We start from the raw sequence: 25,110 nt of genomic DNA on the forward strand, positions 1-25,110 counted from the left end.
GTTCGAATTTCCGCCACGTGGTTACTCCGGCGGGCCGCGACCCGTCACGTCGGACGCCGTTGTCGTCAGGACAGTCGCAGCGGCGCCGGGCTCCACAGCCCGCTACGCTTGGCCTTTCCGAGTTCCAGCCGCGCGGGCTCGGCGTTCGGGTACCACGGCGTGAGCTGCTGCAGCGCACCCCAGTCGCGGAACCAGTCGTCCTTCAGGTAGCTGGGCACCGTGGTGGCCCGCACCAGCAGTTCCGTGATGCCCAGCGGACCGCCGCCGAGGTAGTCCATGACCGGCGAGTTGGCCTCGGCGCCGAACCGGTCGGGCAGGATGCGCCACTTGGGCACCTCGGTGAGGCCGTACTGATGGGCGAAGGGGCGCTGGCACGGGAACGCGAGGCCCACCAGCCAGTCCAGCAGCACCGGATCCTGGGTGCCGACGACATCCTGCAGTGTGCGCAGCTGCGGTATTCGCGGCGGGGTGACGGCGATCCAGTGCTGCGGGTTGAGGTCGTCGTCGTTGGCGACCAGCCGCACCTGGGTGGCGTCGGTGGGAATCGCGGCCATCGGGGCGCGCAGGTTGCGCCAGGCCGGCACCGCGCCGACGTCGGCGAACCCGACGCCGCCGCCCGGCTCGTCGGCCGCCGCCTGTTCGTCGTTCGCCCACTGCAGGGTGACCTCGCCCGGGTCGAAGCGGCCGGCGGCGGCGACCACCAGCAGCGGGCCCGCGTCATCGCGATCTTCGGGCAGCCGGTACCACGCGGAGCGAAGCTCGGCCGGCTGCTGGGTGCCGCTGCGCCAGCTGCCCATCACGGGTGTGGTGGCCGGGTCGAGACCGTAGGGCAGGCGCGCCCGGGATCCGTTGACGCCCGCCGCGGCGGTGGTGCCGCCCTCGGTGCCCGCCTCGCCTGCGGTGTCCTCGGCTTCAGGGGTGTCGGCGAAGTTGGTGGCGGTGCCGGGACCGCTCGCGGATTCGTCGGCCGATACGTCGGACGGAATTCCGTTGGGCCCGAAGCCTTCTGCGGTCAGCGCTCCCAGAGCATCGCCGACGGGGGTGTCGACGGGCTCCAGCATGGCGGCGTTTGGGTCTTCTTCGACGAGCACGTCCTCGGCCATCCCGCAGGACTTGCCCGCCACCGCTTCGAGGTTGGATCGGCCGACGCTCCAGGCCGGATACTGGTCTACCATCGCCAGCGTCAGCGAGAGCACCTCGAACACGACCAGCACCCATGTCGCAATCGCCAACGGCGACTGGATGATCCGCTGCCACCGGGTCGGCGGGCCAGGCGGTGATTCATCGCGCCCGGAGAAGTGGAACCACGCCGCGAGTAGCAGCGCGAGGACCGAGAAGCCCAGCAACATGGTGGTGAAGCCGAACTTCCACTCGGGGAACTGGTTGGACCACGGCACCCCGAAGTTGGAGACGTACCACCACCCGTTGACGGTCGCGAACGACAACGCCATCACGAACAGCACCGCTGCCGCGAACACCGAGCGGTTGCGGCGCGAGCGCATCGCGACCGCGGTGACGGCGACCGCGGCAAGCGCGCCGAGCGACCCAGCCAACCCGGCGAACACGCCGAAGTGATGCGTCCACTTGGTCGGAGTGAACATCAGCGCCAGGAACGAGATCACCGTGATGCCGATGATGCGGCGGCCGGGCCCGAGCGCGGTCCCCGGAATCCGGTACTTGCGCAACGACATCGCCACCGACACCGCGAGCGTCAACAGCAGGGTGAGCACCGCGAACCGGCGGGCCACCGAGCCGTCCGGGCTGGTCGTGAACAGTCGCTCGTAGCGGATGTGCTCGTCGAACCAGCTCAGGCTGGGGCCCACGGCCGACTTGAACGTGCTGGCCTGCAGTTCGCCGGCCAACGTCTGGTCGCGGAAGATCAGGAAGATCGTCACGGTGCCTGCCGCGAGGATCGGGGCGAGCAGCGCCAGGTACCCGAATCGCGAAGTATGAGCGGCCACAATGGTTTTCAGGGGCCCAACCGCGACGAGCAGCGCGCCGACCGCGGCGATGCCCGTCGGTCCGGAGAACAGCGTGAGTGCACCGATGATGATGGCGATGGCCACCGGGAGCACCCTGCTGGTGGCCACGCCCCGTTCGACCGAGCACCAGGTGAGCAGGATGCCGAGCGCGATGATCGGTTCAGGACGCAGGCCGTTGTTCAGCGGCAGCCAGAACGCGAGGAACATTCCCGCCGCGGTCCACGCCGCGGCCTGGCTGGTCTTGACGGCGTGGCCCAGTCGCGGCAGCACCTCGCGACTGATCACCCACCAGCACGCCAGCGCCATCGCGAGAGTGGGCAGCCGCATCCAGACGCTGTTGGTGCTGACGTGCGCCCACAGGGCCAGCAGGTCGTAGTACCAGCCGAACGGCGCCTCGGGGGTGCCGAACCATCGGTAGTAGTTGGCCATGTAACCGGCGTGTTCGGACACCCGCGCCATCGTGAGGATGTAGCCGTCGTCGGCGGTGTTGGCTCCGACGAAGTGCCACCACACCAGCACCGCGGTGACCACACCGTCCAACGGCTTGACCGACCACCAGCGCGGCGGCAGGAAGCGCTTGACCGATCGGCCGTCGGCGGTGTCCAGCACGTGCAGGGCGCCGAGCGAGACGATCGTCAACGCCACCCCGACGATGATCGTGAGCAGCTTCAGCAGCGTCGGCGAACTGCTGTAGCGGGTGTCCAGCGTCGCCGAGAACTGCAGGCCGGGCGGCGCCGGGCCGGACAGATCGGTGAAGACGCCGACGATCTGCGGGCGGAAGTCGTACCCGCCGCGCTCACCGCGCAGGGGCGCGCCGGGATCATCGGAGTCGGGCCCCTTCTTAAGGCCGACGAATTCGCCGGTCACCTTGTCGGCCTGAGCGGTGAACGTGAGCTTCTGGCACGCCGGGCTGAGCACCTGGTTCAGCGGTGCGCTGACCACCGGGGTGTTGCGGACGATGACGAGCAGGTCGTTGTTGACCCGTTCGATCAGCAGACCGCGGTCGATCGCCTTGGGTGCCTGCTTGGGCACCGTGGACAACAACACGGTGCGGCTGCGGTTCTCCTGACCGGCAAGGCCGGCCGCCGCGCTGCACGGCACCGTGATCGTCAGATCGGTGGCTACGTAGCCGATCAGCGGCGCGTCGACGCTTTGCAGCACCCCGTTCTGCGGCCAGTTGAGCTGCGCGGTGGTCTGCGTCACCGGCAGCAGCGGGGTGGCGATCGCCAGCGCCGCTCCGACCAATCCGGCGACGATGGCGATAAGCCGTGCAGTCCGGTGGTTACTCCCGGCGGCGATCACGGGGGTTGATCCTAGTTGGGCAGCCGAATGGCCAGCACGAACGGCCCGATGTCGGACACATCGAAGCGCGGATCGTCGAACAGGGCCTTGTCGAGTGCGACGTGGTAGCGCCGGACGTTGGGCTGGTTGGGGTAGACGTCCGACGCCAGTCGCAACGTGTAGGTGTCAGCCGCACCGGACGGGCCGCCCCGGCGCATCAGGAAGACGTCGGGCGCCTTCCACGGCAGTGCGTCAAGGTTGTCGATGAACTGGTCGGCGTCGGTCAGCGTGGCCCAGCCCTCGATGGTGTCCGCGCGCTTCTCGAATTGGGCAAGCGGGTTCGCGTAGTGCGACGTCAGCCCCTGGAAGCCGTAATAGGGGTAGTACGACAGGAAGCTGTAGTCCGCCGTGAGTACGACGGTCTCGTGGCGCGGCCGACCCGTCACCTCGCCGATCCTGGCGTCGATCTCGCGGTAGTAGCGCTCGGCTCCGGGGGGCCGACGGTCGGCGCGCTGGCCGTAGCCGTCGGTGTCGGTGTAGGCGACGACGATGTCGGGGCGCAGCACGTCGGGGATGTCCTGTGCGAAGGTCAGCGCGCCGAGGGTGCCGAGCGTCGCCGCCGCGGCGACGACCCGCTTGGCGGTTTCGGGTTGATACCTGTGCGCGATCGCCAAGCTGACTTCGATGAAGCCGAAGGCGCCCGCCGCGGCCAGCAGCACCGTCAGCGCCGGCTGCAGCCGGAACGACAGCAGGGTGGTGCCGGCCAGCGTGGTGAGCATCGACAGCAGCGACCACGCGTAGACGGCGAGCACGCCGACGGCCAGCGCACCCGCGCGGGTCGACGAGCGGGCGCGCCACACCAGCCACAGCGTGCCGAGCATGCAGAGCATGCCGAGCAGGGTGAAGCGCAGCATCGGGAATTCGAGATTGGCGCCCGCTTCCGGCAGGTAGTGCATCGCCGTACCGGACTCGGCGGGCTCGCCCCTGGATGCGGCCAGCAGCCACGGGCCAAGGCCGATCAGCCACATGGCCGCCGAGATCGCTGCGATGACAAGCAGTCTCAGCAGTGGATCGACGGAACGGCGAACCGCGGCGAGGGTGAACGCCATGATCGCCAGCGTGAACGCGGCGTAGCCGAGCAGCAGCGAGTAGAACAGCGCTGCGACACCGAGAAACACACCCGTTGCGATGACGGCCGCCCACCCGCCCTTACGATGACCGCCCCGCAGCCCCGACCACGCGAGCACGAAGACCGGTGGCAGCAACACGGTGATGACGGCGGCGTACGGCTCGGCGGGCGAATACGCGAGCGTGGCCGCGGCGGTCGCGGTCGTCACGATGAGCGCGTACTCGAAGCGGATCATGGCGGCCCACAACACGAATGCCAGCACGATCGCGATGGTGATCGAGATGATGGACCACGGCTTGAACATCTCCCACGCGGGGGTGCCGCTCAGCGCCGCCATCCGGCCACCGATCCAGAACCAGCCCGGCGGATAGAACGGCGGCAGACCGTAGTAGGTCATGTCGTGCAGGCCGGGGCTGTCGGCGAGGCGTGTCAGGTACTCGGTGCGGAACTGCTGGTCGACGGAGATGCCGAACAGGTACAGCTTCGTCGCACCCAACGGCATCGCCAGCGTCACGACCGAGAACGCCGACAGGAACAGCAGCGTCGAGAGCCGGGCCAGGACGCGTCGACCTCGCCGCCACAGTAGCCCGGACGCGAACAGACCAGCCAGACAGGCGAATTGGCCGACGGTGGTCAGGGCGTGCAGCTGGTTCGACGAGTTGTAGGCCGGCCATTCCACGCGCGCGATCGCGACGAGGGACACCGCGGCCACGGTCACCGCGATGATGACCGCCACGGCCATCTGGCCCAGCGTGGCCAGCGCGCCCCGCATGGCTAGATCGGCAGCTTGCGCATGATCGCGCGCGGAATGTGCCGGATCACCATCATCACGTACCGAAACGCTCCCGGCGCCCACACCAGATCCTTGCCCTTGGCCGATGCCGCGACCGCCAGTTCGGCGACGTCTTCCTTGTCGACCGTGAACGGCGCTTCCTTGGCGCCGGTGGCCTTCCAGTACGCGATCGTCGTGCCGGTACGCACCTGGCCGGGCCTGATCACCAGCACTCGAACACCGAACTCGCGCAGTGCTTCTCCCAGTCCGAGATAGAAGCCGTCCAGGCCGGCCTTGGTCGATCCGTAGACGAAGTTCGAACGCCGTACCCGCTCTCCGGCGGCCGAACTCATTGCGATGATGCGGCCGAAACCCTGCGCACGCATCTTCTCGCCGAGGAGTACACCGACCGAAACCGCGGCGGTGTAGTTGATCTCGGCGATCTGCACGGCCTTGCGCTGGTTCTGCCACAGTTCCTCGGCGTCGCCGAGCAGGCCGAACGCCACGATGGCCACGTCGACGTCGCCTCCGGCGAAGGCGGCGTCGATGACCTTGGGGTGGCTGTCGGTGTCGACGCCGTCGAAGTCGATCCACTCGACGGATTTCGCGCCGGCGGCCTCCATCTGGGCGATGGCGTCGTCACGCTTGGGGTGGCCCGGGAGGTCGGCGAGCACGACGCGGGCCTTGGCGTTGCGCAGGAAGCGCTCGCAGATCGCCAGCCCGATCTCGGAGGTACCGCCGAGCAGCAGGATGGTCTGGGGATTACCGGTGGCATCAAGAACCATGTTTAGAGCAGCTCCAAGCGTCGGGCCATATCGGATGCGAAGACGCCGTTCGGATCTGCCTTGCGGCGCACCGCGATCCACTCGTCGATGAGGGGATACATCTGGTGGAATCTCTCCGCGCTGACGCGGGAGTCCTTCGCGGTGTAGACCCGCCCGCCGAATTCCATGACACGGTCGTCGAGCTCGTTGAGGAACTCGTTGACTCCGGCCTTGTTGGGAAAGTCCATCGCGACGTTCCAACCGGCCATCGGGAAGCTCAGCGGCGCACGGTTTCCCGGTCCGAACAGTTTGAACACGTTCAGGGCCGAGTAGTGCCCGCGCGTCTGAATCCAGCGGATGATCGCCTTGAACTCGTCGAGCGCATCGGGCGGCACCAGGAATTGATGCTGCGCGAAACCTGCTGGGCCGTAGGCGTTGTTCCATCCGCTGACCAGGTCGAGCATGTGGTAGAACTGCGACAGGTTCATGATCTTGCCGCTGTAGGTGCCACCGAGCCGGTAGTAGACCTCGCCGATCGCCATGAACGACAGCTTGTTCATCGCGCTGACGGGGAAGACGTTGGGCACCGTCAGCAGTTGTGGCGCATCGAATTTCAGCGGGTTCTTGGCCAGCTTGGGGGGCAGCTGGTCCAGCGTTGCGAGGCTTCCCCGGCTGACGGCGGCGCGGCCGAGTTTGGGTGGCGGGCTGATGAGGTCGAACCAGGCGCTGGAGTAGGTGTAGCGGTCCTCGCTGCCGTCGAGATGCACGGCGATGGTCTCGTCGAGGTCTTTGGTCGCCACACCGTCGGCGATGAAGTACGCGGTCTCGGTGCGCGTCATCACGATGCTGGCGCGCACGATGATGCCCGTCAGGCCGTTGCCGCCGACGGTGGCCCAGAACAGCTCGCTCTCCGGCCCGTCGGGCGTGAGCGTGCGTACTTCGCCGTCGGCCATCAGCAGGTCCATCCAGAGCACGTGGTTGCCGAAGCTGCCCGCGCTGTGATGGTTCTTGCCGTGGATGTCGGAGGCGATGGCTCCACCGACGGTGACCTGCCGGGTGCCGGGCAGTACCGGAACCCACAGCCCAAAGGGCAGCGCCGCCTTCATCAGCTGATCGAGGCTCACTCCGGCATCGACGTCCGCCAGCGCCGTGTCGGCGCTGATCGAATGGATGCGGTTCAGCGCGGTCATGTCGACGACGAGGCCGCCGCCGTTGCACGCCTGATCGCCGTACGACCGGCCCAGCCCGCGCGCGAGAACCCCGCGACGCAGGAATGCCGGGCTCGACGCACCGGGATCGTTGGCCTCACGGACCGCCGTGGCGATCAGCTCGACGTCGGGTGTTGACAGCACCTGCGCGACCGACGGTGCGGTGCGCCCGAACCCGGTCAGGGCGCGCGAGGTCGTCGGAAGGTTGTCAAACATCGTGACGAGGGTACCGTGCGGCCCGGTTCGGCCCGGCCGGCTGCGCTGAGTGGATTGGGGTGCGTCAGCGCAGCCGGAAGATCACGGCGCGCTGCACCACGAAGTTGATGACCGTCGCCGTGCCCTGCGCGATGACGAACGCCACCACGACCGCGGTCGGTGTGTAGTCCAGTAGGCGAAGGAACAGGTGGTTCAGTCCGACCTGGACGACGAATGTCGTGATGTAGAGCGCCCATACCGCGACCAGCCGGGCTCTGCTGGGCGGAGCCTGGAACGTCCACCGCCGGTTCAACAGGTATGCCGTCGTGGTGCCCGCGATCCAGCCGATGACTTTGGCCAGATCGGGTTGTAGGCCTGCACCCTTGTAGAGGAGGACGTACAGGCCGAAGTCGACGATCGCGCTGAAGCCGCCGGTGACGATGAAGCGCCAGATCTGGGTCGCGAGACTCAGGTCTGGGCGCATCGGGGGCTCGGTCACCCGGGCAGCTTAGCCACCCACTCCGCTGGCGTTGAGCACGGCGCGTAACGCGTCGATGGCGGCGGGGAAGGCGTGGTCGGCCGGAGTGCCGAAGCCGATGACGAGGCCGTCGGGGCGCGGGACCTCGCGGCCGGCCTGTGGATGACGCATGATGGACAGCCCCTGGAGTCCGATGCCGGCCTCGCCGGCTCGTTGCAGCACTTCCTGTTCGGCGCCGTCGGGCAGCGTCAGGGTCAGGTTCAGTCCGGCGTCCAGTCCGCGGATTTCGATGTCGGCGTGCGACAACGCCTGCACGACGACGTCGCGGCGTCGCCGGTAGCGCATGCGCATACGGCGGATGTGTTTGTCGTAGCCGCCGCTGATGAGAAACTCGGCCATCGTCAGTTGGGCGATGCCGTCGACGTAGAACTGGGAGCCGCCTTCGGCCTCGATGACGGGGTCGATGAGGTCGGTGGGCAGCACCATCCAGCCGAGCCGGAGCACCGGTGACAGGCTCTTGCTCGCGGACCCGAGGTACACGACGCGTTCGGGGCTGAGCGCCTGCAGCGCGCCGACCGGTTGGCGGTCGTAGCGGAACTCGCCGTCGTAGTCGTCGTCCAGGACGTAGCCGTCGGTGCGCTGGGCCCACTCGACGACCGCGGTGCGCCGCGAGGGATGCAGCGGCATTCCGTAGGGATTGTGGTGGGCGGGGGTGAGGAGGACAGCGGGCACGTCGAGGTTGTCTAGCTCGGCCACCATCGCGCCGTGGTCGTCGAGACCGATTGGGACAGTGGAGATTCCCATCGCGGCGAGCGCGTCGCGGAATACGAATAGGCCGTACGCCTCGACGGCGATCGGGCGGTGGGTTCCGAAGACGCGGCCCATGAGTTCCACGGCATGCCGCACGCCGGCGCAGATGAGGATCGATTCCGGTGAGGTTCGGACTCCGCGCACCCGTGCGAGGTAGTCGGCGAGTGCGTCGCGCAGTTCGGGCCGGCCGCGCGGGTCGCCCCTGCGCAGCGCCTCGGTCGGGGCGTTGGTGAGCGCGCGCCGGGTGGCGGCAGCCCACTCGCTGCGCGGGAACTCCGCGACGTCCGGATTGCCCGGCATCAGGTTGTGCGTCGGCGTCACGTTCGTGCCGCGGGGGCGGGCGGGCCGCTGGGCGCCGCTGGTGTTGACCACCCAGGTACCCGCCCCCTGCCGCGACGCGAGCCATCCTTCGGCGACGAGCTCGGCGTATGCCTCGGCGACCGTGTTGCGGGCCAATCCGAGATCGACGGCCAGGGACCGGGACGGCGGGAGCATGGTTCCCGCGGCGAGGCGGCCGGACCGAACGGCGTCGCGTAGCGCGGTGAGCAGCAGTTCCCTGGCGCCGCGGACGCCGGGTGTGATGGTCTCGCGGAGATCCAGGTACAGGTCACGACGACCGGGATTGGCCCACAAAGTCACGGCTGAAGTTAACCATGAAGATGGGATTTTGCCCACTAGCGTTGTGGGCATGACAACGACATTGGAAACTTCAGGGTCCCTGGAACGAATCAAGATCTACAAGACGTCGCCGGAGTTGTACGAGGCGATGATGGCGTTGAGCAATGCGGCGGCCAAGGACGTCGACGTCGAGCTCGGCGAGCTCATCAAGATCCGGGCGTCGCAGATCAACCACTGCGCCTTCTGTCTCGACATGCACACGCGGGATGCGCGCAAGCATGGCGTCAGTACGCAGAAGCTCGACGTGCTTGCCGCGTGGGAAGAGGCGGGGCCGCTGTTCTCCGAACGCGAGCGGGCCGCGTTGGCGCTGACCGAGGCGATCACCGAGCTCGGTGACGGCCATGTGCCCGACGAGGTGTACCAGCGTGCGGCGGGGGTGTTCTCCGACCGCGAGCTGGGTCAGGTGATCGCGATGGCGGTGACCATCAACGCGTGGAACCGCATCAACGTCGCCGCCCGCGTTCAGCCGCCCACGCGGTAATACGGTCGAGGGGTGCAGACCCGGTCCGGTGCAGAGATCCGCGTCGATGGTGACGTGGTCTACAAGCTGCACCGGCCGGGAACCGACCCGCGTCAGTTGACCATGCGGTTGCGGGTCGCCGCGGAGTCGGCGGCCCTGCTGTCACCGTTGCGGGCGGTACCCGAAGCCGTCGGTGACCGGTGGCGCACCGAGTGGCCGTATGTGGAAACCGTTGTGCCGCAACCTGAATTTTTGCCGTGGGCCGAGGCGGGTGGGCTGCTGGCCCGCCTGCACCGTGAGGAGCCGGTGGGGCGGATCCCGCCGCACGGTTGGCCGCAGCGGTTGCGCCGCGCGATGGATGAATTACGGGATCATCGCGACGCCACGGTGCTCCGCGCGGCGGCCGTTCTACCGGACGCGGTGTGGCGTGCGGGATCTGCGGCACGGCCGTTGTCGGTAGTGCATGGCGATTTCCACCTGGGCCAGCTCGGTAGAAGGGATGCCGGGTCGCCGTGGCTGTTGATCGATGTCGACGATCTCGGGCTCGGCGACCCGGCGTGGGACCTGGCTCGGCCCGCGGGTTTCTGGGCGGCGGGCCTGATCCCCGATGACGATTGGGGCGCGTTCGTCGACGCGTATCGCGATGCCGACGGTCCGGCCTTGCCGGAGGGTGACCCGTGGCCGGTTCTCGAGCCATTCGCCAGGGCCGCGGTGGTGCAGGCCGCCGCCCACCATCGCGATGACGAGTTGCTGATGGCGGCCTGCACACGGATGGCCAGCTCAGTTGGCTAGCCGGGTTGGCTAGCTGGAGAAGAACAGCCGACCGAAGCCCTGCTTGCGGTAGTGCTTGTTGCCGCGATGACCCCAGCCGGGGCCGTAGTCATAGCCGCCGTAGCCCTGCTGCCCGCCGTAACCCTGATGCGGGGGTGCTGGCGGCGGCGGAGCGGACTGGACGAACCGGTTTTCCATCTGCGTAAGCGACTCGAGCTCACCGAAGTCCAGGAAGATGCCGCGGCAGGTGTCGCATTGCTCCAGGTGGATGCCGTTGCGTTCGTAGGTCTTCATGATGCCGGCGCACTTGGGACACAGCAGCGTGGTACCTGCGCCAGCTGACGGCGGAGGCTTCGGGGGTTCATATGGCGGGATGCTCATATCGCGATAACGCTAGAGCAACCTGGGAAGTGCCTGGGAGCCTGAAGGCGGTGTGTCTGCGCTCAGAACGGTGCTGGGTCGTGGTCGCTTGGGGGTCGGGGCCGGAACGGAAGGTATGTGTCGTCGCCAGCGCTTCCGGGGTCTTGGCCCGTGTCCTGATTGCGCATCCGTTCGAGGGCTCCGGCGTGGATGAGGGCCTGGTTGGATCGGCGTTCGTCGGTGATGGCTTGGGTGCGGTTCTGGCGGCGGGTCTGGGTGCGCCGCGGCATGGCCAGCCCACGGGCGGCCGGGTCGGTGGTGGCGGTCGAGGGCGTGACGGTGACCGGTGCGGTGGGTCGGCACAGGGTGGGGAACAGCAGTCGACTACCGGGATAGGTGGTGTAGGTCTGGCCCTGCGGTGAGGTCCACTGCACGGTGCCGTCGGGGAACTGCTGGTCGTGCCAGTCCCAGAATGTTTTGAGCAGGTGGTGTTTTCGGCATAGGCATTTGAGGTTGGACGCCTGGGTCGGCCCGGTGGGGTAGGCGATGGTGTGGTCGATGTCGCAGCCATAGGCGGGGTGATCACACCCCGGGAACCGGCACGTCATATCCCGACACCGCACAAAGGTGGCCAACACCGCCGACGGGAGGTAGCGCGGCTCGGGGGGTTTGTCGCCGGGATGCACGATCGGGACGATCTTCGCCGAACCGGCGATCTTGGCCGCCAACACGGGGGCGGGCAGCATCCCGCGACCCATGATGGCCGCCGGTGGGGTGTGGGCGATGACCTTGGGTTCGGGTGGGCGGGGGGCCAGCAGTTCTCGCCAGGTCATCTCCTGCCACGGTTTTTGGTCGGGGTCAACGGGTTCGTGCCCGTCCAACTGCACCGGGGTGCCATCGGTGAGCGACTCCTCGTGCGCGATGACGTGCACGACGACCGCACTCGGTGTGGCGTTTCTGGCGTCGCAGTCGGGGTTGTCGCATCCACACACCAGGCGGTCAGCTTTGTGCCCGAGCGCGCCCAGGGCCGCGGCGCGGCGTTGGTCCAGGGTGCGCGGATCGTTCTCGCACACGGTGCGCGCGATCGCGTCTAACCGTTGGTCGAGGGCTTCGGCGTCGGTGACGATGAGCCGGCCCTCGATGAACGCCACACCTGATCCGTCCTGCGGGTCGTGGATGTCGACACCGCAGCTGCGCGCGGAGTATTCGGTGCGCCGTACCGCGGCGGGGTCATAGCGGTCGACCCAGTAGTCGATCTGAGTGTCGGTCTTGGCCGCCGAGAGCGATCCCCAGTCTTGGACCTGGGCGGCGATCTCGGTGTCGACTTTGGCCATCGCGTCCGGATCACTGATCAGGCGGGTGCGGGCCACGATCGCTGACACCAGCCGGTAGGTGATCGCTCCGGCGGCGAACACCTCGCTCACGCGTGGTAGGCGCTGGCGTAGGGCGTCGGCGATCAGCAGTTGATGTGAGGCCACCCCCAGCGACACGTTCTGCGCGGCGGCGATCGACGCCGCGACCGCGCCCCAGTTGTCCAGACACCACTGCTCGCGATGGTCGGACCCGTCGGCGGCCAGCATCCGTTCGAGTTCATCAGCGCAGGCGAACAGCCGGCGCGCGCAGGCGGCGTTCTCGACCCGCGCCCACGCGCCCACCGCCGCGACACCCCGGCTGCGGGTGGCTGCCTCGACGAGTTGATCGAACATGTATTCGACACTAACCGCGTCCACTGACTCAAACTTCTTGGCAAGGTCGCGTTGTGCATACGCGGCTGATGTTGAGGAGGTTGAGTGGGTCATGGTCAGATCGCGACGAACAAAGATTGCTGCCGAGGAGAAGACCCGGTTGGTGCTGGCTGTTCTAGCCGGTGAGATGACCTGTGCTGAGGCGGCCCGGCGGTGTGGGGTGGCCTCGACTCAGGTGACGAAGTGGAAGCATCAGTTCCTTGAGGCTGGGGCCCAACGCTTGCAGGAGGTGCCCAGCGGCGCCGCGCATGGCGCGGGTAGCCCTGAGCAGCGTCGGCTGCGGATGGAAAACGAGCAGCTCAAACTCGCGCTGGCCGAAGCCACGGTGCAGCTGCGGATCTGGCAGCGCGGTGCAGCTTTGGCCGATCAGGTCCCTTCCAGGACCTCGAAACCCTAAGAGAAGCAGCAGGTCTGCCGGTTTCGAGGTTCGCGCCATTGGCCGGCATCGCCGAGCGGACCTATCGCCGCCGGCTGGCCCGACTGCGCGCTGGTGACCCGGCCAAGGGGCCTTGGCCGGCGCCGGTCGTCGACCGGATCGAAGCGATCGCGGCGAAGTACGCCGAGGCGTGGCCGGCCTGGGGCTACCGCAAGATCGCCGCACTGATGCGCGCTGATGGTCACGACGTAACCAACTCGTCGGTGCAACGCGCGCTGCGGCGTGGCCTGCTGTTACCCCAGGGCTTTCGGGCCGATCGAAAGTCTTGGGCTGCGTTGCGCCGCCGGGTATTTCACGATCCGCCGACTGAGCGCAACCGGGTGTGGCAGACCGACTTCTCCGAGTTCGAGACCGCCCACGGCGGGATCTGGCGAATTAGTGCCGTCATCGACTACGTCACCAAATACTGCCTGGCCATCACCGTCACGCCCACCAGCCGCGGCCGCGACGCCGTGCACTGCATTCGGTTGGCCGTCGAGGAAGCCACCCGCATCTTGAACCTCACCGACCTGCGAGTCGACCGCGGCGAAATGGAGGTCCTTGACGCCGAGGACAACGTCATCGGCCACGCCCTGCACCGATTGCGATCGTGTCCGACAACGGTCCCTGCTACCGGGGTAAAGACTTCCACACCCTGTTCACCGGCCATGATCCGCTCCTGCGCCACATCCGCACACGCATCAAATCACCACAAACCAACGGCGTCATCGAGCGATTCTTCGAAACCCTGAAATACGAGCATCTCTTCCGCGGCTACATCGGCGACGGCGACGCACTCGACATGGAAACCCATCGATTCCGCATCATCTACAACACCATCCGACCACACCAAGCCCTGGCCGACCGCACCCCAAAACAGGCCTACCTCGACAGCAAAACCCTGCCACCTTCTTGACTCAAGACACGCGCCCACGACTCCGAACCACCAGCTCAACCCAACCTGTGGACAAAACCGCCATTGGGGATAACCCCGTCGGGCAGGTAGGGGACAACGTCAGGGCTCAGACCTCGATTCGGGAGCCGACGATGACCGTCCGACTCAGCGGCAGCCCGAAGTGCGCGGCCGCATCGGCGGTGATGTGCGACGTGGCGATGAACAGTCGCTTGCGCCACGCCGGCATCGTCGGCGCGTCGCCCATGCACAGGTCGAGCTTCGACAGGAAGTACGAGGCGTTCTCCAGATCAAAGGGACCCTCGGTGTCGTCGGAACTCAGCAGCGCAAGCGCGCGCGGGACGATCGGCCGCTCCATGTATCCGAAACGCGCTGCCACATGGACGATCCCGTCACTGGCATAGCCGAGGTCGTCGTGAGTCATCCGCTCGGAGTCGGGCAGTCGCGGCACATTCTCGGTCACGACCGACAGAACGATGACGTGCTCGGCCAGCACATGGTTGTGCTCGACAATGGCGCGCATCGCCAACGGCGCGGTCTCGCGGCCCCGATCGAGGAAGATCGCCGTGCCGGGAATGCGAACCAGCGGCGGATCCCGATGCACCAGCTCGTCGACGAACTCCCGTAACGACCCTTCGGCCGTTTCCCTTGCGCGCGTGACGATTCGGCGACCCGTCTGCCATGTCGTCATCACGGTGAACGCCACAACGGCGATGGTCAGCGGAAGCCATGCGCCGTGCACCAGCTTGGTGAGGTTGGCCGCGAAGAACATCAGATCGACCACGAGCAACAGGCCGCCGCCGACCAGTACGCTCCACAGCGGCCATCCCCAGCGGGTCCGCGCGTAGTAGAAGAACAGCGTGGTGGTGATCGTGATCGTTCCGGTCACCGCCATGCCGAACGCGTACGCCAACGCCGCCGAACTGCGGAACGCGAACACGAGGATCAATACCGCGACCATCAGTACGGCGTTGATCCACGGCACATAGATCTGGCCGATGGTCGACGCGGACGTGTGCTCGATACGCAGCCTTGGCAGGTAACCCAGCCGCGCGGCCTGCGACGCCACCGAGAACGCGCCGGTGATCACCGCCTGCGACGCGATCACCGTCGCCGCTGTTGCCAAGAGCACCATGGGAATTCGCGCCCACTCCGGCGTCAGCAGAAAGAACGGCGCGGCCACTGTGGACTCGTCGCCCAACACCAGCGCGCCCTGACCGAAGTAGTTCAGTGTGCATGCGGGCAGCACCAGACCCAGCCAGCCGTAGGTGATCGCGCGTCGGCCGAAATGACCCATGTCGGCGTACAACGCCTCGGCGCCGGTGACCGAGAGCACGATCGCGGCGAGTGCGAAGAACGCGATGTGGAAGTGGCCGGCCATGAACTCCAGCGCGTACGTCGGCGACAACGCCTTGAGAATCTCGGGATTGTCGACGATCCCGTGCACCCCGCAGGCGCCGATCGCCGTGAACCACAGGATCATCACCGGGCCGAAGAAGCGGCCGACCGTCGCGGTGCCGCGGCTCTGCACCGCGAACAGTCCCACGATGATCACGGCGGTGATCGGCACGACGAAGTCTCTGAATTCGGGATCGATCACCGCGATGCCCTCGACGGCCGACAGCACCGAGATCGCAGGCGTGATCATGCTGTCGCCGAAGAACAGCGCGGCGCCGAACAGCCCCGCCGCGGCGAGTACCGCCGAGGTGCGTCGGCCCCGGCGACCGGTCCAGCGCCGCAGCAGCGTGATGAGCGCCATGATGCCGCCCTCGCCGTTGTTGTCGGCGCGCATGACCAACGTGACGTAGGTGAGGGTGACGATGATCATCACCGACCAGAAGATGAGCGAGACCACGCCATAGACGTGGCTGTCGGCGACCGGAACGGGATGCGGGTCGTTCGGGTTGAACACCGTCTGGAGCGTGTAGATCGGGCTGGTGCCGATGTCGCCGAAGACCACACCCAGCGCGGCGATGATCACGCCCAGCCGCAGCGCCTGGGTGCCGGCTGGTCGGTCCACACCTGGGAGAATACGGTGGTGGGCGATATGGCCGACGGTGATCTCGCAGACCTGGACGCGCTGTATGCCGCGAAACTCCAGGACTTCACCGCGCTGCGCGCCAAGCTCGCCGCCGACGCGAAGAAGCGTGGCGACGCCGAAGCCGCCAAGCAGATCGCGGCGGCGCGCAAGCCCACCACCGCAGCTCACGTCGTCAACGTGCTCGTGCTCAACGATCCCGCGGTGAGGGGTCGGCTCACCGGCCTGGGGGAGAGACTGCGTGCCGCCCATGCCGGCATGGACGGCACCGTCATCCGGGAGCTGACCGCCGAGCAGCGTCGCCTCATCGACGAATTGGCGCGCGCCGCATTCGAGACATCCGAGCTCAACGCGACGGCCACGCTGCGCGACGACGTCACCGCCACCCTGCAGGCGGCGATCGCCGATCCCGAGGTCGCCGCGCGCCTCGGCCGCCTGACCAAAGCCGAGCAGTGGTCAGGTTTCGGTGAGTTCGGCGACACCGCAATCGTTTTCAAGCCGACTCGCAAGAAAGAGCCCAAAGCCGAGCCGGCTCCACCTGCCGCTAAGAAGGGCGACGACAAGGCCGCCGAAGAACGCCGCAGGCGACAGCAGGCACGCGCCGAACTGGCCGCCGCCGAACGCGCCAAGGCCGAAGCCGACGACGCACTGAACGAACTGCAATCCGACCTGGCGACCGCCCGGCTACGCCGCGACGACGCACGCCGACGGCTGCAGGACGCCGAAAGTGCGCTCACCGCAGCCGAAGACGCCTACCAACAGGCGAAGCAGGCCAGCCGGGACGCCGCAAACGTCGTGAAGGAAGCGAAGAAAGCTACGCGCGGCAGCTGATCTCCATGCTGTCGGCGTCTCGCGCGGGAAAGGTCACGCTGACGTAGCCGTTCGCCGGCTCGCGCACGTACTCGAGATACGGTGCCAGCTCGGCCATCGAGGTGTTGTCCGCAACCACGAGCGTGCCCGGCGACAGTCGCGGTTCGAGGAGTTCGAGCACCGGCACGTAGAGCTCTTTCCAGCCATCGAGAAGCACGAAATCCACTGGCCCGTACAGTTTCTCGAGCGTGGACAGCGCGTCGCCCTCCAACACCTCGATGAGGTCGTCGAGACCGACCTCGGCGAACGTCTTCTTCGCGGCCGCCACCTTCGCGGCGCTGAGCTCGGTGGTGACGACGCGGCCGCTGCCGTTGTCGCGAACCGCCGACGCGAGGTGGATCGCCGAGATTCCGAGCGACATGCCGAACTCGACGACGGTCGTCGGCCGGGCCGCGCGCACCAACGAATACAGCAGCCGACCCGCATCTTGGGTGACCGGCAGGTAGTAGTCGCTGAACGCGTCCGCCCGCTCCTGGGCCGTGGCCGACGCCAGCCTCGAGAAGTCGGTGCTGCCGTCGCGCATCGCGGCGAATTGCGCGGCCGACTCGGCGAACATGCGATCGAGGGCGGCGGCGACTTTCGGGTCTGCAAGTGTGGACGTCACACCTACGAACGTATCCATCCGATCTGAGCGGTTCCTGAGCGGCCGCGTGCCAGGATGAGAACGAGGGCCATGACCGGTATCGACAGGTCGACACAGCGCGTGATCGCGGTGATCGCGCTCATGATCGTTGCCGCCGTGGCGCTGCGCGGCTACATCCCCGGCGGCGGCGAACCGATCTCCGAGCGCGAACGGCCGCCGAGCAATCCGGCGGCGCTGATCGTGGTCATCGTGATGGTGTGTGCCGCGGTGGCGATCATCGGGTTCGCGATCATCGCCCGGCTGCGCGATCGCACGCCGCGGCCCGCGGCGCGGGGAGATCTGCCCCAGGCATTGCGTACCAGGGGTCGGCCCAGCCTGCGGTTCACCCTGATCGTGGCGGGCCTGGTCCTCGGCTGGCTGCTGCTGGTGCTGTTGTTGACGCGGCTCGGCGGGCCTCCCGAACCCGCATCTGACGCGCCGACGGCCCCGGAGACCAGTACGCAGGCGCCGGACACCACCACCAGACCGGCCCCCGTCGACGACGAAGCTGAACCGGACACCGATGTGATCGGGTACCTGATCCCGCCGATGCTGATCCTGATGGTGCTGGTGGTCGTCGGGACGGCGGTCGTGTCGAAGCGGCAACGAAGCAGCGCAGTGCAGTACCTGGGCGACGACGACATCCCCGCCGCCGCCGAGGCTCCGGCGGCGGGTGCTTCCCTCGTCCGCGCGGCGGAAGTCGGGCTTGCCGAGATCGGCGACCGCACCAGGGAACCGCGTGAGGCGATCATCGCCTGCTATGCCGCGATGGAACGCGAGCTGACCCGCGTGCCGGGTGCGGTCCCACAGGACTGCGACACCCCCTCCGAGGTGCTGGCCCGGGCCGTGCACAACCGTGCCCTGCGGGCCGACAGCGCGACCGAACTCGTCGAGTTGTTCGAGGAGGCGAGGTTCTCCCCGCATGTGATGACCGAAGAGCATCGTGACGCGGCCGTGAGCGTACTGGAGCGTGTGCTCGCCGAACTCCCGGATGGCGCCGCGAGGAGCAGCGCATGAAAAAGATTGTCGCAGCTGGAGTCCTGCTGGTGGCAGGTGCCGAGCTGCTGGCGCTCGCCGGACCCGATCGGGGGTTGATCCTCATCATGTCTGGCATCGCCGTCGCCTGCGCGCTGCTGGGCCTGCGCTGGTATCTGGTACGCGAAACCGCTCTCATTGACGAGGAGCAATACATCGATGATGCGGCAGAGTCGTTGCGCCGCTGGCTGTCTCGCACCGAGACGCTGATCGGTCAATCGGACGCCACCCGAAGGGACTGGGACCGTCACCTGCGGCCGACGTTGGCCCGGCAATTCGAGATGGCCACCGGTCAGAAGCGGTCCAAGAACCGCGCCGCCTACAACGCCACCGGACTGATGTTGTTCGGCGCCGACCTCTGGGTGTGGGTCGATCCGGAGAACGTGGCACGAAGTGGCCTCGACGAACCAGGGCCCGGGCGAACGGCATTGGACGAAATACTGCAACGGCTGGAGCGGGTGTGACCGAACATGCTGGCAGGACCACCACGGCGAACTGCGAGTCGGTTCTCGACGAAATCGGCCGGGTGGTGGTCGGAAAGCGCGGTGCGCTCACCCTGATTCTCACCACCGTGCTGGCAGGCGGTCACGTGCTGATCGAGGATCTGCCCGGGCTCGGCAAGACGTTGATCGCACGGTCGTTCGCCGCCGCCCTGGGCCTGGATTTCAAACGGGTGCAGTTCACCCCGGACCTGTTGCCCGCCGACCTGCTGGGGTCGACGGTGTACGACATGCAGTCGGGCCGTTTCGAGTTCCGGTCCGGACCCATATTCACGAACCTGCTTCTCGCAGACGAAATCAACCGCACCCCGCCCAAAACCCAGGCGGCGCTGCTCGAGGCAATGGCCGAGGGGCAGGTCAGCATCGACGGCGTCACCCATCAGCTGCCCGCCCCGTTCATCGTGCTGGCCACGGACAACCCGATCGAGTACGAAGGCACCTATCCCTTGCCGGAGGCGCAGCTGGACCGGTTCACGATCCGGCTCGAACTGCGCTACCTCTCCGAGCAGGAGGAGGCCTCGATGCTGCGCAGGCGCATCGACCGGGGCGCTGCCGAACCCACCGTGCACCAGATCGTCGATGCCCACGAACTGCTCGCGATGCGGGAGTCGGTGGAAGAGGTCACCGTCCACGACGATGTACTCCGCTACGTGGTGTCCCTGGCCGCCGCGACGCGTCAGCATCCGCAGGTCGCGGTCGGCGCGAGCCCCCGGGCGGAACTGGACCTCGTCCAGCTCGCTCGTGCACGGGCATTGCTGCTCGGCCGCGACTACGTGATCCCCGAGGACGTCAAATCCCTCGCGGTACCGTCGATCGCGCACCGTATCAGCCTGCGTCCGGAGATGTGGGTGCGCCGGGTGCACGGCAGCGACGTGGTGGAGGAGCTGCTGCGGCGGCTTCCGGTGCCACGGACCAACGGATGATCGGCTGTGATCGAGACCCGTTCTACTGAGGCTCAATTACGTTGGCGCCCATCGTCACTCACACTCGCGATCCTCACCTGCGTCGCAGTGCTGCTGGCAGTGGCGGTGATCGCCTCGCTCTGGCAGCTCGTGGCGTTCGCTGCACCGCTGTTGGGGGTGGTGTGCTCGGTCGGCTGGCAGCGCCCTGTTCCCAGGGTCGTGGTGCATGCCGATCCGGGTGTGCACCGCTGCTTCGAATCAGAGACCGCACAGGTGCGGGTCTGGGCGACCGCCGATCCTGAGACCGATTACGACGCGCTTGCCCTCGCGGTCGAGGTCGTACCCGGGATGCGAATTGACGAGGCGGAAAACGGCTCTCGCGAATGCCACACCGTCTCCGCCGCGAGATGGGGCCGGTACCCGATCCTGGGTAGCGTGACGGTGCGTGCGAGAGGCGGGCTGCTGCGGGGCTCAGCCGTCGTGGATGCCGCCGACATCTACGTGTTCCCGATGGCGCCGCCGCAGCCGACATCGATTCCGCGCACCGACCTGCTCGACCGACTGGGTACCCACCTCACCCGGCACATCGGGCCCGGCGTGGAGTACGCGGACGTCCGCCGGTACGTGCCCGGTGATCACCTGCGGACGGTCAACTGGCAGGTGAGCGCACGCCGCGGCAGCCTGCACGTCACGCAGCGACTGACCGACCGCGCCGCCGACGTCGTGGTGCTGGTGGACAACTATCCGCAGCCCGCCGGGCCGGCCACCGAAGCCACCGACCGCACCGTGCGGGGTGCCGTTCAGGTCGTGCAGAGCGCGCTGCGCAGCGGTGACCGAGCCGGGGTCGTCGCGCTCGGGGACCGTCGGCCGCGCTGGCTCGGCGCCGACATCGGTCGGCGGCAGTTCTACCGGGTGCTCGACGCGGTGCTCGCCGTTGACGGTGGTTACGACACGACACCCGGCACGCTGGCGCCGCGCGCGGCGGTTCCGCCGGGGGCGATCGTCGTCGCGTTCTCGACGTTGCTCGACACCGAGTTCGCGTTGGCGCTGATCGACCTTCGCAGGCGCGGCCACACCGTGGTCGCCGTCGACGTCCTCGAAGGTGCACCGTTCGAGAAGGAATGCGACAGCGTCGTCGCCAGGATGTGGTCGCTGCAGCGGTCATTCATGTATCGCGACATGGGCACAGTCGGGGTCGACATCGTCACCTGGCGCGCCGTCGACACGCTCGACACGGTCATGCAGTTGGTACCCGATCACCGGCGTTCGGTGCGGGGACGGCGATGAACCGCGCGTTGTCGACGGCCTTCGGCTTGGTGATGGTCGCCGCAGCCGCGGTGCAAGCCGATGACGCGGCCTTGATTGCGGCGGCATTGTCCACGCTTGGGATATTGGTGGGCAACGTCTTTCGTCCGGCCGCCACCCTGGCGGTACTGCTGGCCGCCACCGCTCTGGTGCTCAACGAATCGCCGGCCATGCTTGCCTCGCTTTCGGGCCTCTGCGCGGCCTGCTACCTGGTGCTCCGGCACACCGCGGCCATCACCGCGCCGACCGTCATTGGTGCCGTGGGGTTTACGGCGGTGGGCCTGGCGGCGGTGACACTGCCGCTGGAGCTTGCGTGGGCTCCGCTGCTGGCGCCTCTGGTGATGGTCGCACTGGTGGCCCTGGTGACGCGACCGTTCTGGGCGCAGCGGCAGTCCTGATCGCGTTATCTTTGTCTGGCACAACCCCTGTGGGTTGGTAAGCGAAATGCTCAGCGGGACGCTTAAATTCGGGAGAAGTCACCATGCCGTCAGATGTCCGCAAGGCCGTCACCGGTGCATCGATCGGTAACGCCGTCGAATGGTTCGACTTCGCGATCTACGGATTTCTGGCGACCTTCATCGCGGCGAACTTCTTCCCGGCCGGCGACGAGACGGCGGCGCTGCTGAAAACGTTTGCGATCTTCGCGGCTGCCTTCTTCATGCGTCCGCTGGGCGGCTTCGTGTTCGGCCCCCTCGGCGATCGGATCGGGCGGCAGCGTGTGCTCGCCGTGGTCATCCTGCTGATGTCGGGCGCGACCGTGGCCATCGGCCTGCTTCCGACGTACGCCTCGATCGGTGTCGCGGCCCCGCTGCTGCTGTTCTTCCTGCGCTGTCTGCAAGGGTTCTCGGCCGGCGGCGAATACGGTGGCGGCGCTGTCTACCTGGCCGAGTTCGCGTCGGAGAAACGCCGGGGCGTGACGATCACGTTCATGGCGTGGTCGGGGGTCCTCGGGTTTCTCCTCGGATCCGTGACCGTGACGCTGCTGCAGGCACTGCTGCCCGCCGACGCGATGAACAGCTACGGCTGGCGGATTCCGTTCCTCATCGCGGGGCCGCTCGGCCTCATCGGCCTGTATATCCGGCTGCGCCTCGACGACACCCCACAGTTCGCTGAACTCAGCAAGACCAACCAGGTCGCCACGTCGCCGCTGCGTGAAGCGGTGACGACGTCGTGGCGGTCCATCCTGCAGGTGATCGGCCTGTTCATCGTGTTCAACGTCGGGTACTACGTGGTGTTCACATTCCTGCAGACCTACCTGATCGTGACGCTGAAGTTCTCCAAGACCGAGGCGTTCACGTCGATGACCCTGGCGACGTTCGTCGCGCTGGTGCTCATCCTTCCGCTCGCGGCGTTGTCCGACCGTATCGGTCGCAAGCCGCTCCTGATCGCCGGGTCGGTGGCCTTTGTGCTCCTGTCCTACCCGTTGTTCCTGCTGCTGAATTCCGGGTCGCTGGCCGCCGCGATCGCCGCCCATTGCCTGCTGGCGGCCATCGAGTCGATCTACGTGTCGACCGCGGTGTCCGCCGGTGTCGAGCTGTTCGCCACGAGCGTGCGCTACAGCGGGTTCTCGATCGGCTACAACATCTGCGTCGCAGGATTCGGCGGCACGACGCCGTATGTCGTCACCTGGCTCACGGTGCAAACCGGTGACAACACGGCACCGCCGATCTACCTGATCGCCGCGGCGGTCATCTCACTCGCAGCGGTTCTGACACTGCGAGAGACGGCCGCGCGGCCGCTTCCGCAGACCAGCGACCGCAGCCTCGCGACAGCGTTAGAGTGAGTATGTGCCGCAACAATCCGATCCTCCATCGCGGCCTCGACTGACTTCTCGAGGTGCCGCGACACGGAGCCGGATCGTCCTTGCGGCCGCCGAACTGATGCACGTTCAGGGCGTCGCGGCGACGACGATAGACGATGTCCTCGCGGCGAGCTCGACAAGCAAATCCCAGTTCTACCAACACTTTGAGGACAAGGGCGAGCTGGTCTACGAGGTCATCACGCAGCGGGCCGACGAAGTGTTGTCGTGGCAGCGGCTGCGTCTGGAGAAGGTGGACTCGTTCCGCGGGCTGTATCAGTGGCGCGACGCCATGGTGCAGCGGTGCGCCTTGCGCAGCGGCTTCTGGGGATGCGAACTCGGTTCTCTGGCTGCGGAATTAGCCGATTCCGACGATAAGGCCAGGGCCTCACTTTCCGAGCACTTCACGGAATGGCAGACGCTACTCAGAGAGGCTCTGGAGCGTATGCGTGACAGCGGCGTCTTGCGTGCGGAGGCGGAGACCGGTTCTCTTGCAACAGGTTTGCTCGCCGCCGTCGAAGGCGGCTACCTACTGTCGCAGACCGGCCGCGACCCGCGACTGATGCAGGCGGCGCTGGACATGGCGATAGGCCATGTGGCGTCGTTCGCGGCCGCCGCCGAAACAGTGCGCTGACGGCGACCGCGAACGTCGAAGGTGAAACCGCGGCTAGCGGTGCCGACCAGGGGTTGCCTCTGGCGCGGGAGGTGCGATCACCGACGGGGAGAAGGGGTTGGGGCCGCCGGGTTCCAGGCGCGGCGCCTTCTCCGTCGGCTCGACCGGTGCGGTGGTGGCCGGGGTGGTGGTCGTGGTCGTCGTGGTGGTGGTCTCGGGCGCCTGCTCTTCTTCTTGGGCGCACGATGCGGTGAGCACGACCATCGCGGTGACTGCGGCGCCACCGGCGACCGCCGCGATACGCCGGCCGAGAACTGACTTCATGGCTGATGTCCTATCTGTGAGGTAACTGAACTATATCGTCCAAAAAGCGCGCGGGCCTGACGGATGTCAGCTGCCCGTGCGGGGGTGCGTCGCTGTGGGCGCGGGCGGAGCGATCACCGTCGGGGAGAAGGGGTTGGGGCCGCCGGGTTCCAGGCGCGGCGCCTTCTCCGTTGGTGAGGCCGGTGCCGTGGTGCTAGTGGTGGTTGTCGTCGTGGTGGTCTCGGGCGCCTGCTCTTCTTCTTGGGCGCACGATGCGGTGAGCACGACCATCGCGGTGACCGCGGCGCCACCGGCGACCGCCGTCAAGCGCCGACCGAGAACTGACTGCATGGTTAAGTCCTATCTGTATGGTAACTGAACTATATCGTCCAAAAAAGCGTGAAGTCAACGTCTCAAGCCTGGTCAGCGGGCATGAGCAGGTCATCCGGTAGACGACAAGGTCCAGTTAGTCCAAAATGTCGCTGGCTGCCTGTCAAGCGACGTCCCCGTTACTGTGGGGACATGAAGCTTCGGGTGTTGCCCTACGTCACGGTCGAGGTTGACGATCGGCTGCGGCGTCGGCTGAGGGCCAAGGGTGAGCGGGTGCGCCTCAACATGCGCGCTTACCTGCTCAGTGCGGCCGATGACGTCGACGCGGCCAGCGACAAAGTCCGCGGATTGTGCGACCGGGCCGTGGACCGGGTCGATGCCGCGGTCGCAGGGGTCAACGACAGGATTGCGCCGTCAGCGGCACCGCACGATGGGCGGCCCGCTGCCGGACGCCCGCACCTGGTCGCCGTGCGCGAAGCCGGTTAGACGGTGCGGGTACTGCCCGCGCGCCCACCGACGAAGAAGCCTCCGGCGATCACCACCAGGCCGACGATCGCGACCGGAATGGCCCAGGTGCGCCGTTGCGACACCGCCGACGAGCACAGTGCCGCGTAATCCGTGTGCGGAATGACCTCGTTGAGGATCGGCAGATTCACCGGGTTGTTGTTGTCCGCCTCACGGGCGGCCGAGTCGTCGGCGGCGATGGCGTTGCCGCAGCCGATGCTCTGGCCCTCGGGTCCGGCCACCGAGACGGGCATGAGCAGACCGATGACACCGACGAGCAGCACGACCGCCCCTGCCAGCAAAACCAACCGTCGCAGATTCATGCTCGG

General features: G+C 67.3%; 27 protein-coding genes. 14 read left to right on the forward strand and 13 right to left on the reverse strand.

All coding sequences use genetic code 11. The features are described 5' to 3' along the window. Window positions 1-65: 65 nt before the first annotated feature. The 6 genes from G6N42_RS22640 to pdxR all read right to left on the reverse strand — a co-directional run bounded on the left by G6N42_RS22640 (window position 66) and on the right by pdxR (window position 9,309). A complete protein-coding gene (locus G6N42_RS22640) occupies window positions 66-3,284 on the reverse strand; it encodes an arabinosyltransferase domain-containing protein (RefSeq protein WP_163733151.1) in 3,219 nt (1,072 codons plus the stop codon). An 11-nt stretch (window positions 3,285-3,295) separates the two neighbouring features. Then, window positions 3,296-5,164 (reverse strand): galactan 5-O-arabinofuranosyltransferase, encoded by a 1,869-nt coding sequence (locus G6N42_RS22645; protein ID WP_163733154.1) that lies wholly within the window; start codon window positions 5,162-5,164, stop codon window positions 3,296-3,298. 2 nt (window positions 5,165-5,166) lie between these two features. Continuing rightward, complete coding sequence (gene dprE2, locus G6N42_RS22650) at window positions 5,167-5,949, reverse strand: decaprenylphospho-beta-D-erythro-pentofuranosid-2-ulose 2-reductase (RefSeq protein WP_163733157.1); 783 nt, start codon at window positions 5,947-5,949, stop codon at window positions 5,167-5,169. Between the two features lie 2 nt (window positions 5,950-5,951). Next, window positions 5,952-7,352, reverse strand: coding sequence for a decaprenylphosphoryl-beta-D-ribose oxidase (gene dprE1, locus G6N42_RS22655; RefSeq protein ID WP_163733161.1), 1,401 nt, complete (start codon window positions 7,350-7,352; stop codon window positions 5,952-5,954). 64 nt (window positions 7,353-7,416) lie between these two features. Next, complete coding sequence (locus tag G6N42_RS22660; protein ID WP_163738010.1) at window positions 7,417-7,815, reverse strand: GtrA family protein; 399 nt, start codon at window positions 7,813-7,815, stop codon at window positions 7,417-7,419. A 24-nt stretch (window positions 7,816-7,839) separates the two neighbouring features. After that, entirely contained in the window at window positions 7,840-9,309 is a 1,470-nt protein-coding gene (gene pdxR / locus G6N42_RS22665; protein ID WP_163733163.1) for a MocR-like pyridoxine biosynthesis transcription factor PdxR, read from the reverse strand. On the opposite strand from pdxR, the gene G6N42_RS22670 reads away from it, so the two are divergent. Together G6N42_RS22670 and G6N42_RS22675 are read left to right on the forward strand one after the other, a co-directional pair. Beyond that, a complete protein-coding gene (locus G6N42_RS22670) occupies window positions 9,308-9,778 on the forward strand; it encodes a carboxymuconolactone decarboxylase family protein (RefSeq protein WP_163733168.1) in 471 nt (156 codons plus the stop codon). The genes pdxR and G6N42_RS22670 overlap by 2 nt on opposite strands. A 12-nt stretch (window positions 9,779-9,790) precedes the next feature. Next, window positions 9,791-10,549, forward strand: coding sequence for a phosphotransferase family protein (locus G6N42_RS22675; RefSeq protein ID WP_163733170.1), 759 nt, complete (start codon window positions 9,791-9,793; stop codon window positions 10,547-10,549). Window positions 10,550-10,558: 9 nt separating this feature from the next. Here the strand turns inward: G6N42_RS22675 and G6N42_RS22680 are convergent, their stop codons facing one another. Then, window positions 10,559-10,909: a TFIIB-type zinc ribbon-containing protein gene (locus G6N42_RS22680; protein WP_163733173.1), complete on the reverse strand. Its 351-nt coding sequence runs from the start codon at window positions 10,907-10,909 to the stop codon at window positions 10,559-10,561. Window positions 10,910-10,971: 62 nt separating this feature from the next. Then, complete coding sequence (locus G6N42_RS22685) at window positions 10,972-12,594, reverse strand: HNH endonuclease signature motif containing protein (protein ID WP_163733176.1); 1,623 nt, start codon at window positions 12,592-12,594, stop codon at window positions 10,972-10,974. A 91-nt stretch (window positions 12,595-12,685) separates the two neighbouring features. Here G6N42_RS22685 and G6N42_RS22690 point away from each other — a divergent pair, with 91 nt between their 5' ends. The 3 genes from G6N42_RS22690 to G6N42_RS31605 are packed head-to-tail and all read left to right on the forward strand — an operon-like array spanning window position 12,686 to window position 13,964. Beyond that, entirely contained in the window at window positions 12,686-13,030 is a 345-nt protein-coding gene (locus G6N42_RS22690; protein WP_163729789.1) for a helix-turn-helix domain-containing protein, read from the forward strand. Window positions 13,031-13,068: 38 nt separating this feature from the next. Further along, the gene (locus G6N42_RS31300; protein WP_232076265.1) at window positions 13,069-13,800 is read left to right on the forward strand and encodes a hypothetical protein; all 732 of its coding nucleotides are present in this window, start codon (window positions 13,069-13,071) and stop codon (window positions 13,798-13,800) included. Beyond that, window positions 13,776-13,964 (forward strand): integrase core domain-containing protein, encoded by a 189-nt coding sequence (locus G6N42_RS31605; RefSeq protein WP_350310135.1) that lies wholly within the window; start codon window positions 13,776-13,778, stop codon window positions 13,962-13,964. The genes G6N42_RS31300 and G6N42_RS31605 overlap by 25 nt, the downstream gene beginning before the upstream one ends. Window positions 13,965-14,070: 106 nt before the next feature. Here the strand turns inward: G6N42_RS31605 and G6N42_RS22705 are convergent, their stop codons facing one another. Continuing rightward, window positions 14,071-15,981 (reverse strand): potassium transporter Kup, encoded by a 1,911-nt coding sequence (locus G6N42_RS22705; RefSeq protein WP_163733179.1) that lies wholly within the window; start codon window positions 15,979-15,981, stop codon window positions 14,071-14,073. A 27-nt stretch (window positions 15,982-16,008) separates the two neighbouring features. On the opposite strand from G6N42_RS22705, the gene G6N42_RS22710 reads away from it, so the two are divergent. Continuing rightward, window positions 16,009-16,830 (forward strand): hypothetical protein, encoded by an 822-nt coding sequence (locus tag G6N42_RS22710; protein ID WP_163738012.1) that lies wholly within the window; start codon window positions 16,009-16,011, stop codon window positions 16,828-16,830. Here the strand turns inward: G6N42_RS22710 and G6N42_RS22715 are convergent. Next, window positions 16,814-17,473, reverse strand: coding sequence for an O-methyltransferase (locus G6N42_RS22715; protein ID WP_163733181.1), 660 nt, complete (start codon window positions 17,471-17,473; stop codon window positions 16,814-16,816). The genes G6N42_RS22710 and G6N42_RS22715 overlap by 17 nt on opposite strands. A 69-nt stretch (window positions 17,474-17,542) precedes the next feature. On the opposite strand from G6N42_RS22715, the gene G6N42_RS22720 reads away from it, so the two are divergent. The 7 genes from G6N42_RS22720 to G6N42_RS22750 all read left to right on the forward strand — a co-directional run bounded on the left by G6N42_RS22720 (window position 17,543) and on the right by G6N42_RS22750 (window position 23,665). Next, entirely contained in the window at window positions 17,543-18,508 is a 966-nt protein-coding gene (locus tag G6N42_RS22720) for a DUF4129 domain-containing protein (RefSeq protein ID WP_163733184.1), read from the forward strand. Next, on the forward strand, window positions 18,505-18,990 hold the full coding sequence (locus G6N42_RS22725) for a hypothetical protein (protein WP_163733187.1): 486 nt from the start codon (window positions 18,505-18,507) through the stop codon (window positions 18,988-18,990). Before G6N42_RS22720 ends, G6N42_RS22725 begins: the two co-directional genes overlap by 4 nt. Next, entirely contained in the window at window positions 18,987-19,949 is a 963-nt protein-coding gene (locus G6N42_RS22730) for an AAA family ATPase (protein ID WP_163733190.1), read from the forward strand. Before G6N42_RS22725 ends, G6N42_RS22730 begins: the two co-directional genes overlap by 4 nt. Window positions 19,950-19,955: 6 nt before the next feature. Next, window positions 19,956-21,215, forward strand: coding sequence for a DUF58 domain-containing protein (locus G6N42_RS22735; protein WP_163733193.1), 1,260 nt, complete (start codon window positions 19,956-19,958; stop codon window positions 21,213-21,215). Beyond that, window positions 21,212-21,631 (forward strand): hypothetical protein, encoded by a 420-nt coding sequence (locus tag G6N42_RS22740; RefSeq protein WP_163733196.1) that lies wholly within the window; start codon window positions 21,212-21,214, stop codon window positions 21,629-21,631. Before G6N42_RS22735 ends, G6N42_RS22740 begins: the two co-directional genes overlap by 4 nt. Window positions 21,632-21,714: 83 nt before the next feature. Then, window positions 21,715-23,016: an MFS transporter gene (locus tag G6N42_RS22745; RefSeq protein WP_163733199.1), complete on the forward strand. Its 1,302-nt coding sequence runs from the start codon at window positions 21,715-21,717 to the stop codon at window positions 23,014-23,016. 4 nt (window positions 23,017-23,020) lie between these two features. After that, complete coding sequence (locus tag G6N42_RS22750; protein ID WP_163733204.1) at window positions 23,021-23,665, forward strand: TetR/AcrR family transcriptional regulator; 645 nt, start codon at window positions 23,021-23,023, stop codon at window positions 23,663-23,665. Window positions 23,666-23,698: 33 nt separating this feature from the next. On the opposite strand, the gene G6N42_RS22755 is transcribed toward G6N42_RS22750, so the two are convergent. Together G6N42_RS22755 and G6N42_RS22760 are read right to left on the reverse strand one after the other, a co-directional pair. After that, window positions 23,699-23,968 (reverse strand): hypothetical protein, encoded by a 270-nt coding sequence (locus G6N42_RS22755; RefSeq protein WP_163733210.1) that lies wholly within the window; start codon window positions 23,966-23,968, stop codon window positions 23,699-23,701. Window positions 23,969-24,034: 66 nt separating this feature from the next. Further along, a complete protein-coding gene (locus G6N42_RS22760; protein ID WP_163733213.1) occupies window positions 24,035-24,298 on the reverse strand; it encodes a hypothetical protein in 264 nt (87 codons plus the stop codon). A 171-nt stretch (window positions 24,299-24,469) separates the two neighbouring features. Here G6N42_RS22760 and G6N42_RS22765 point away from each other — a divergent pair, with 171 nt between their 5' ends. Beyond that, on the forward strand, window positions 24,470-24,763 hold the full coding sequence (locus G6N42_RS22765; RefSeq protein ID WP_163733216.1) for a hypothetical protein: 294 nt from the start codon (window positions 24,470-24,472) through the stop codon (window positions 24,761-24,763). Here the strand turns inward: G6N42_RS22765 and G6N42_RS22770 are convergent. Continuing rightward, window positions 24,760-25,104 (reverse strand): aminopeptidase, encoded by a 345-nt coding sequence (locus tag G6N42_RS22770; RefSeq protein ID WP_163733219.1) that lies wholly within the window; start codon window positions 25,102-25,104, stop codon window positions 24,760-24,762. The two genes, G6N42_RS22765 and G6N42_RS22770, sit on opposite strands and share 4 nt — an antisense overlap. Window positions 25,105-25,110: the final 6 nt, after the last annotated feature.

Source organism: Mycobacterium gallinarum (assembly GCF_010726765.1).
Classification (GTDB): domain Bacteria; phylum Actinomycetota; class Actinomycetes; order Mycobacteriales; family Mycobacteriaceae; genus Mycobacterium; species Mycobacterium gallinarum.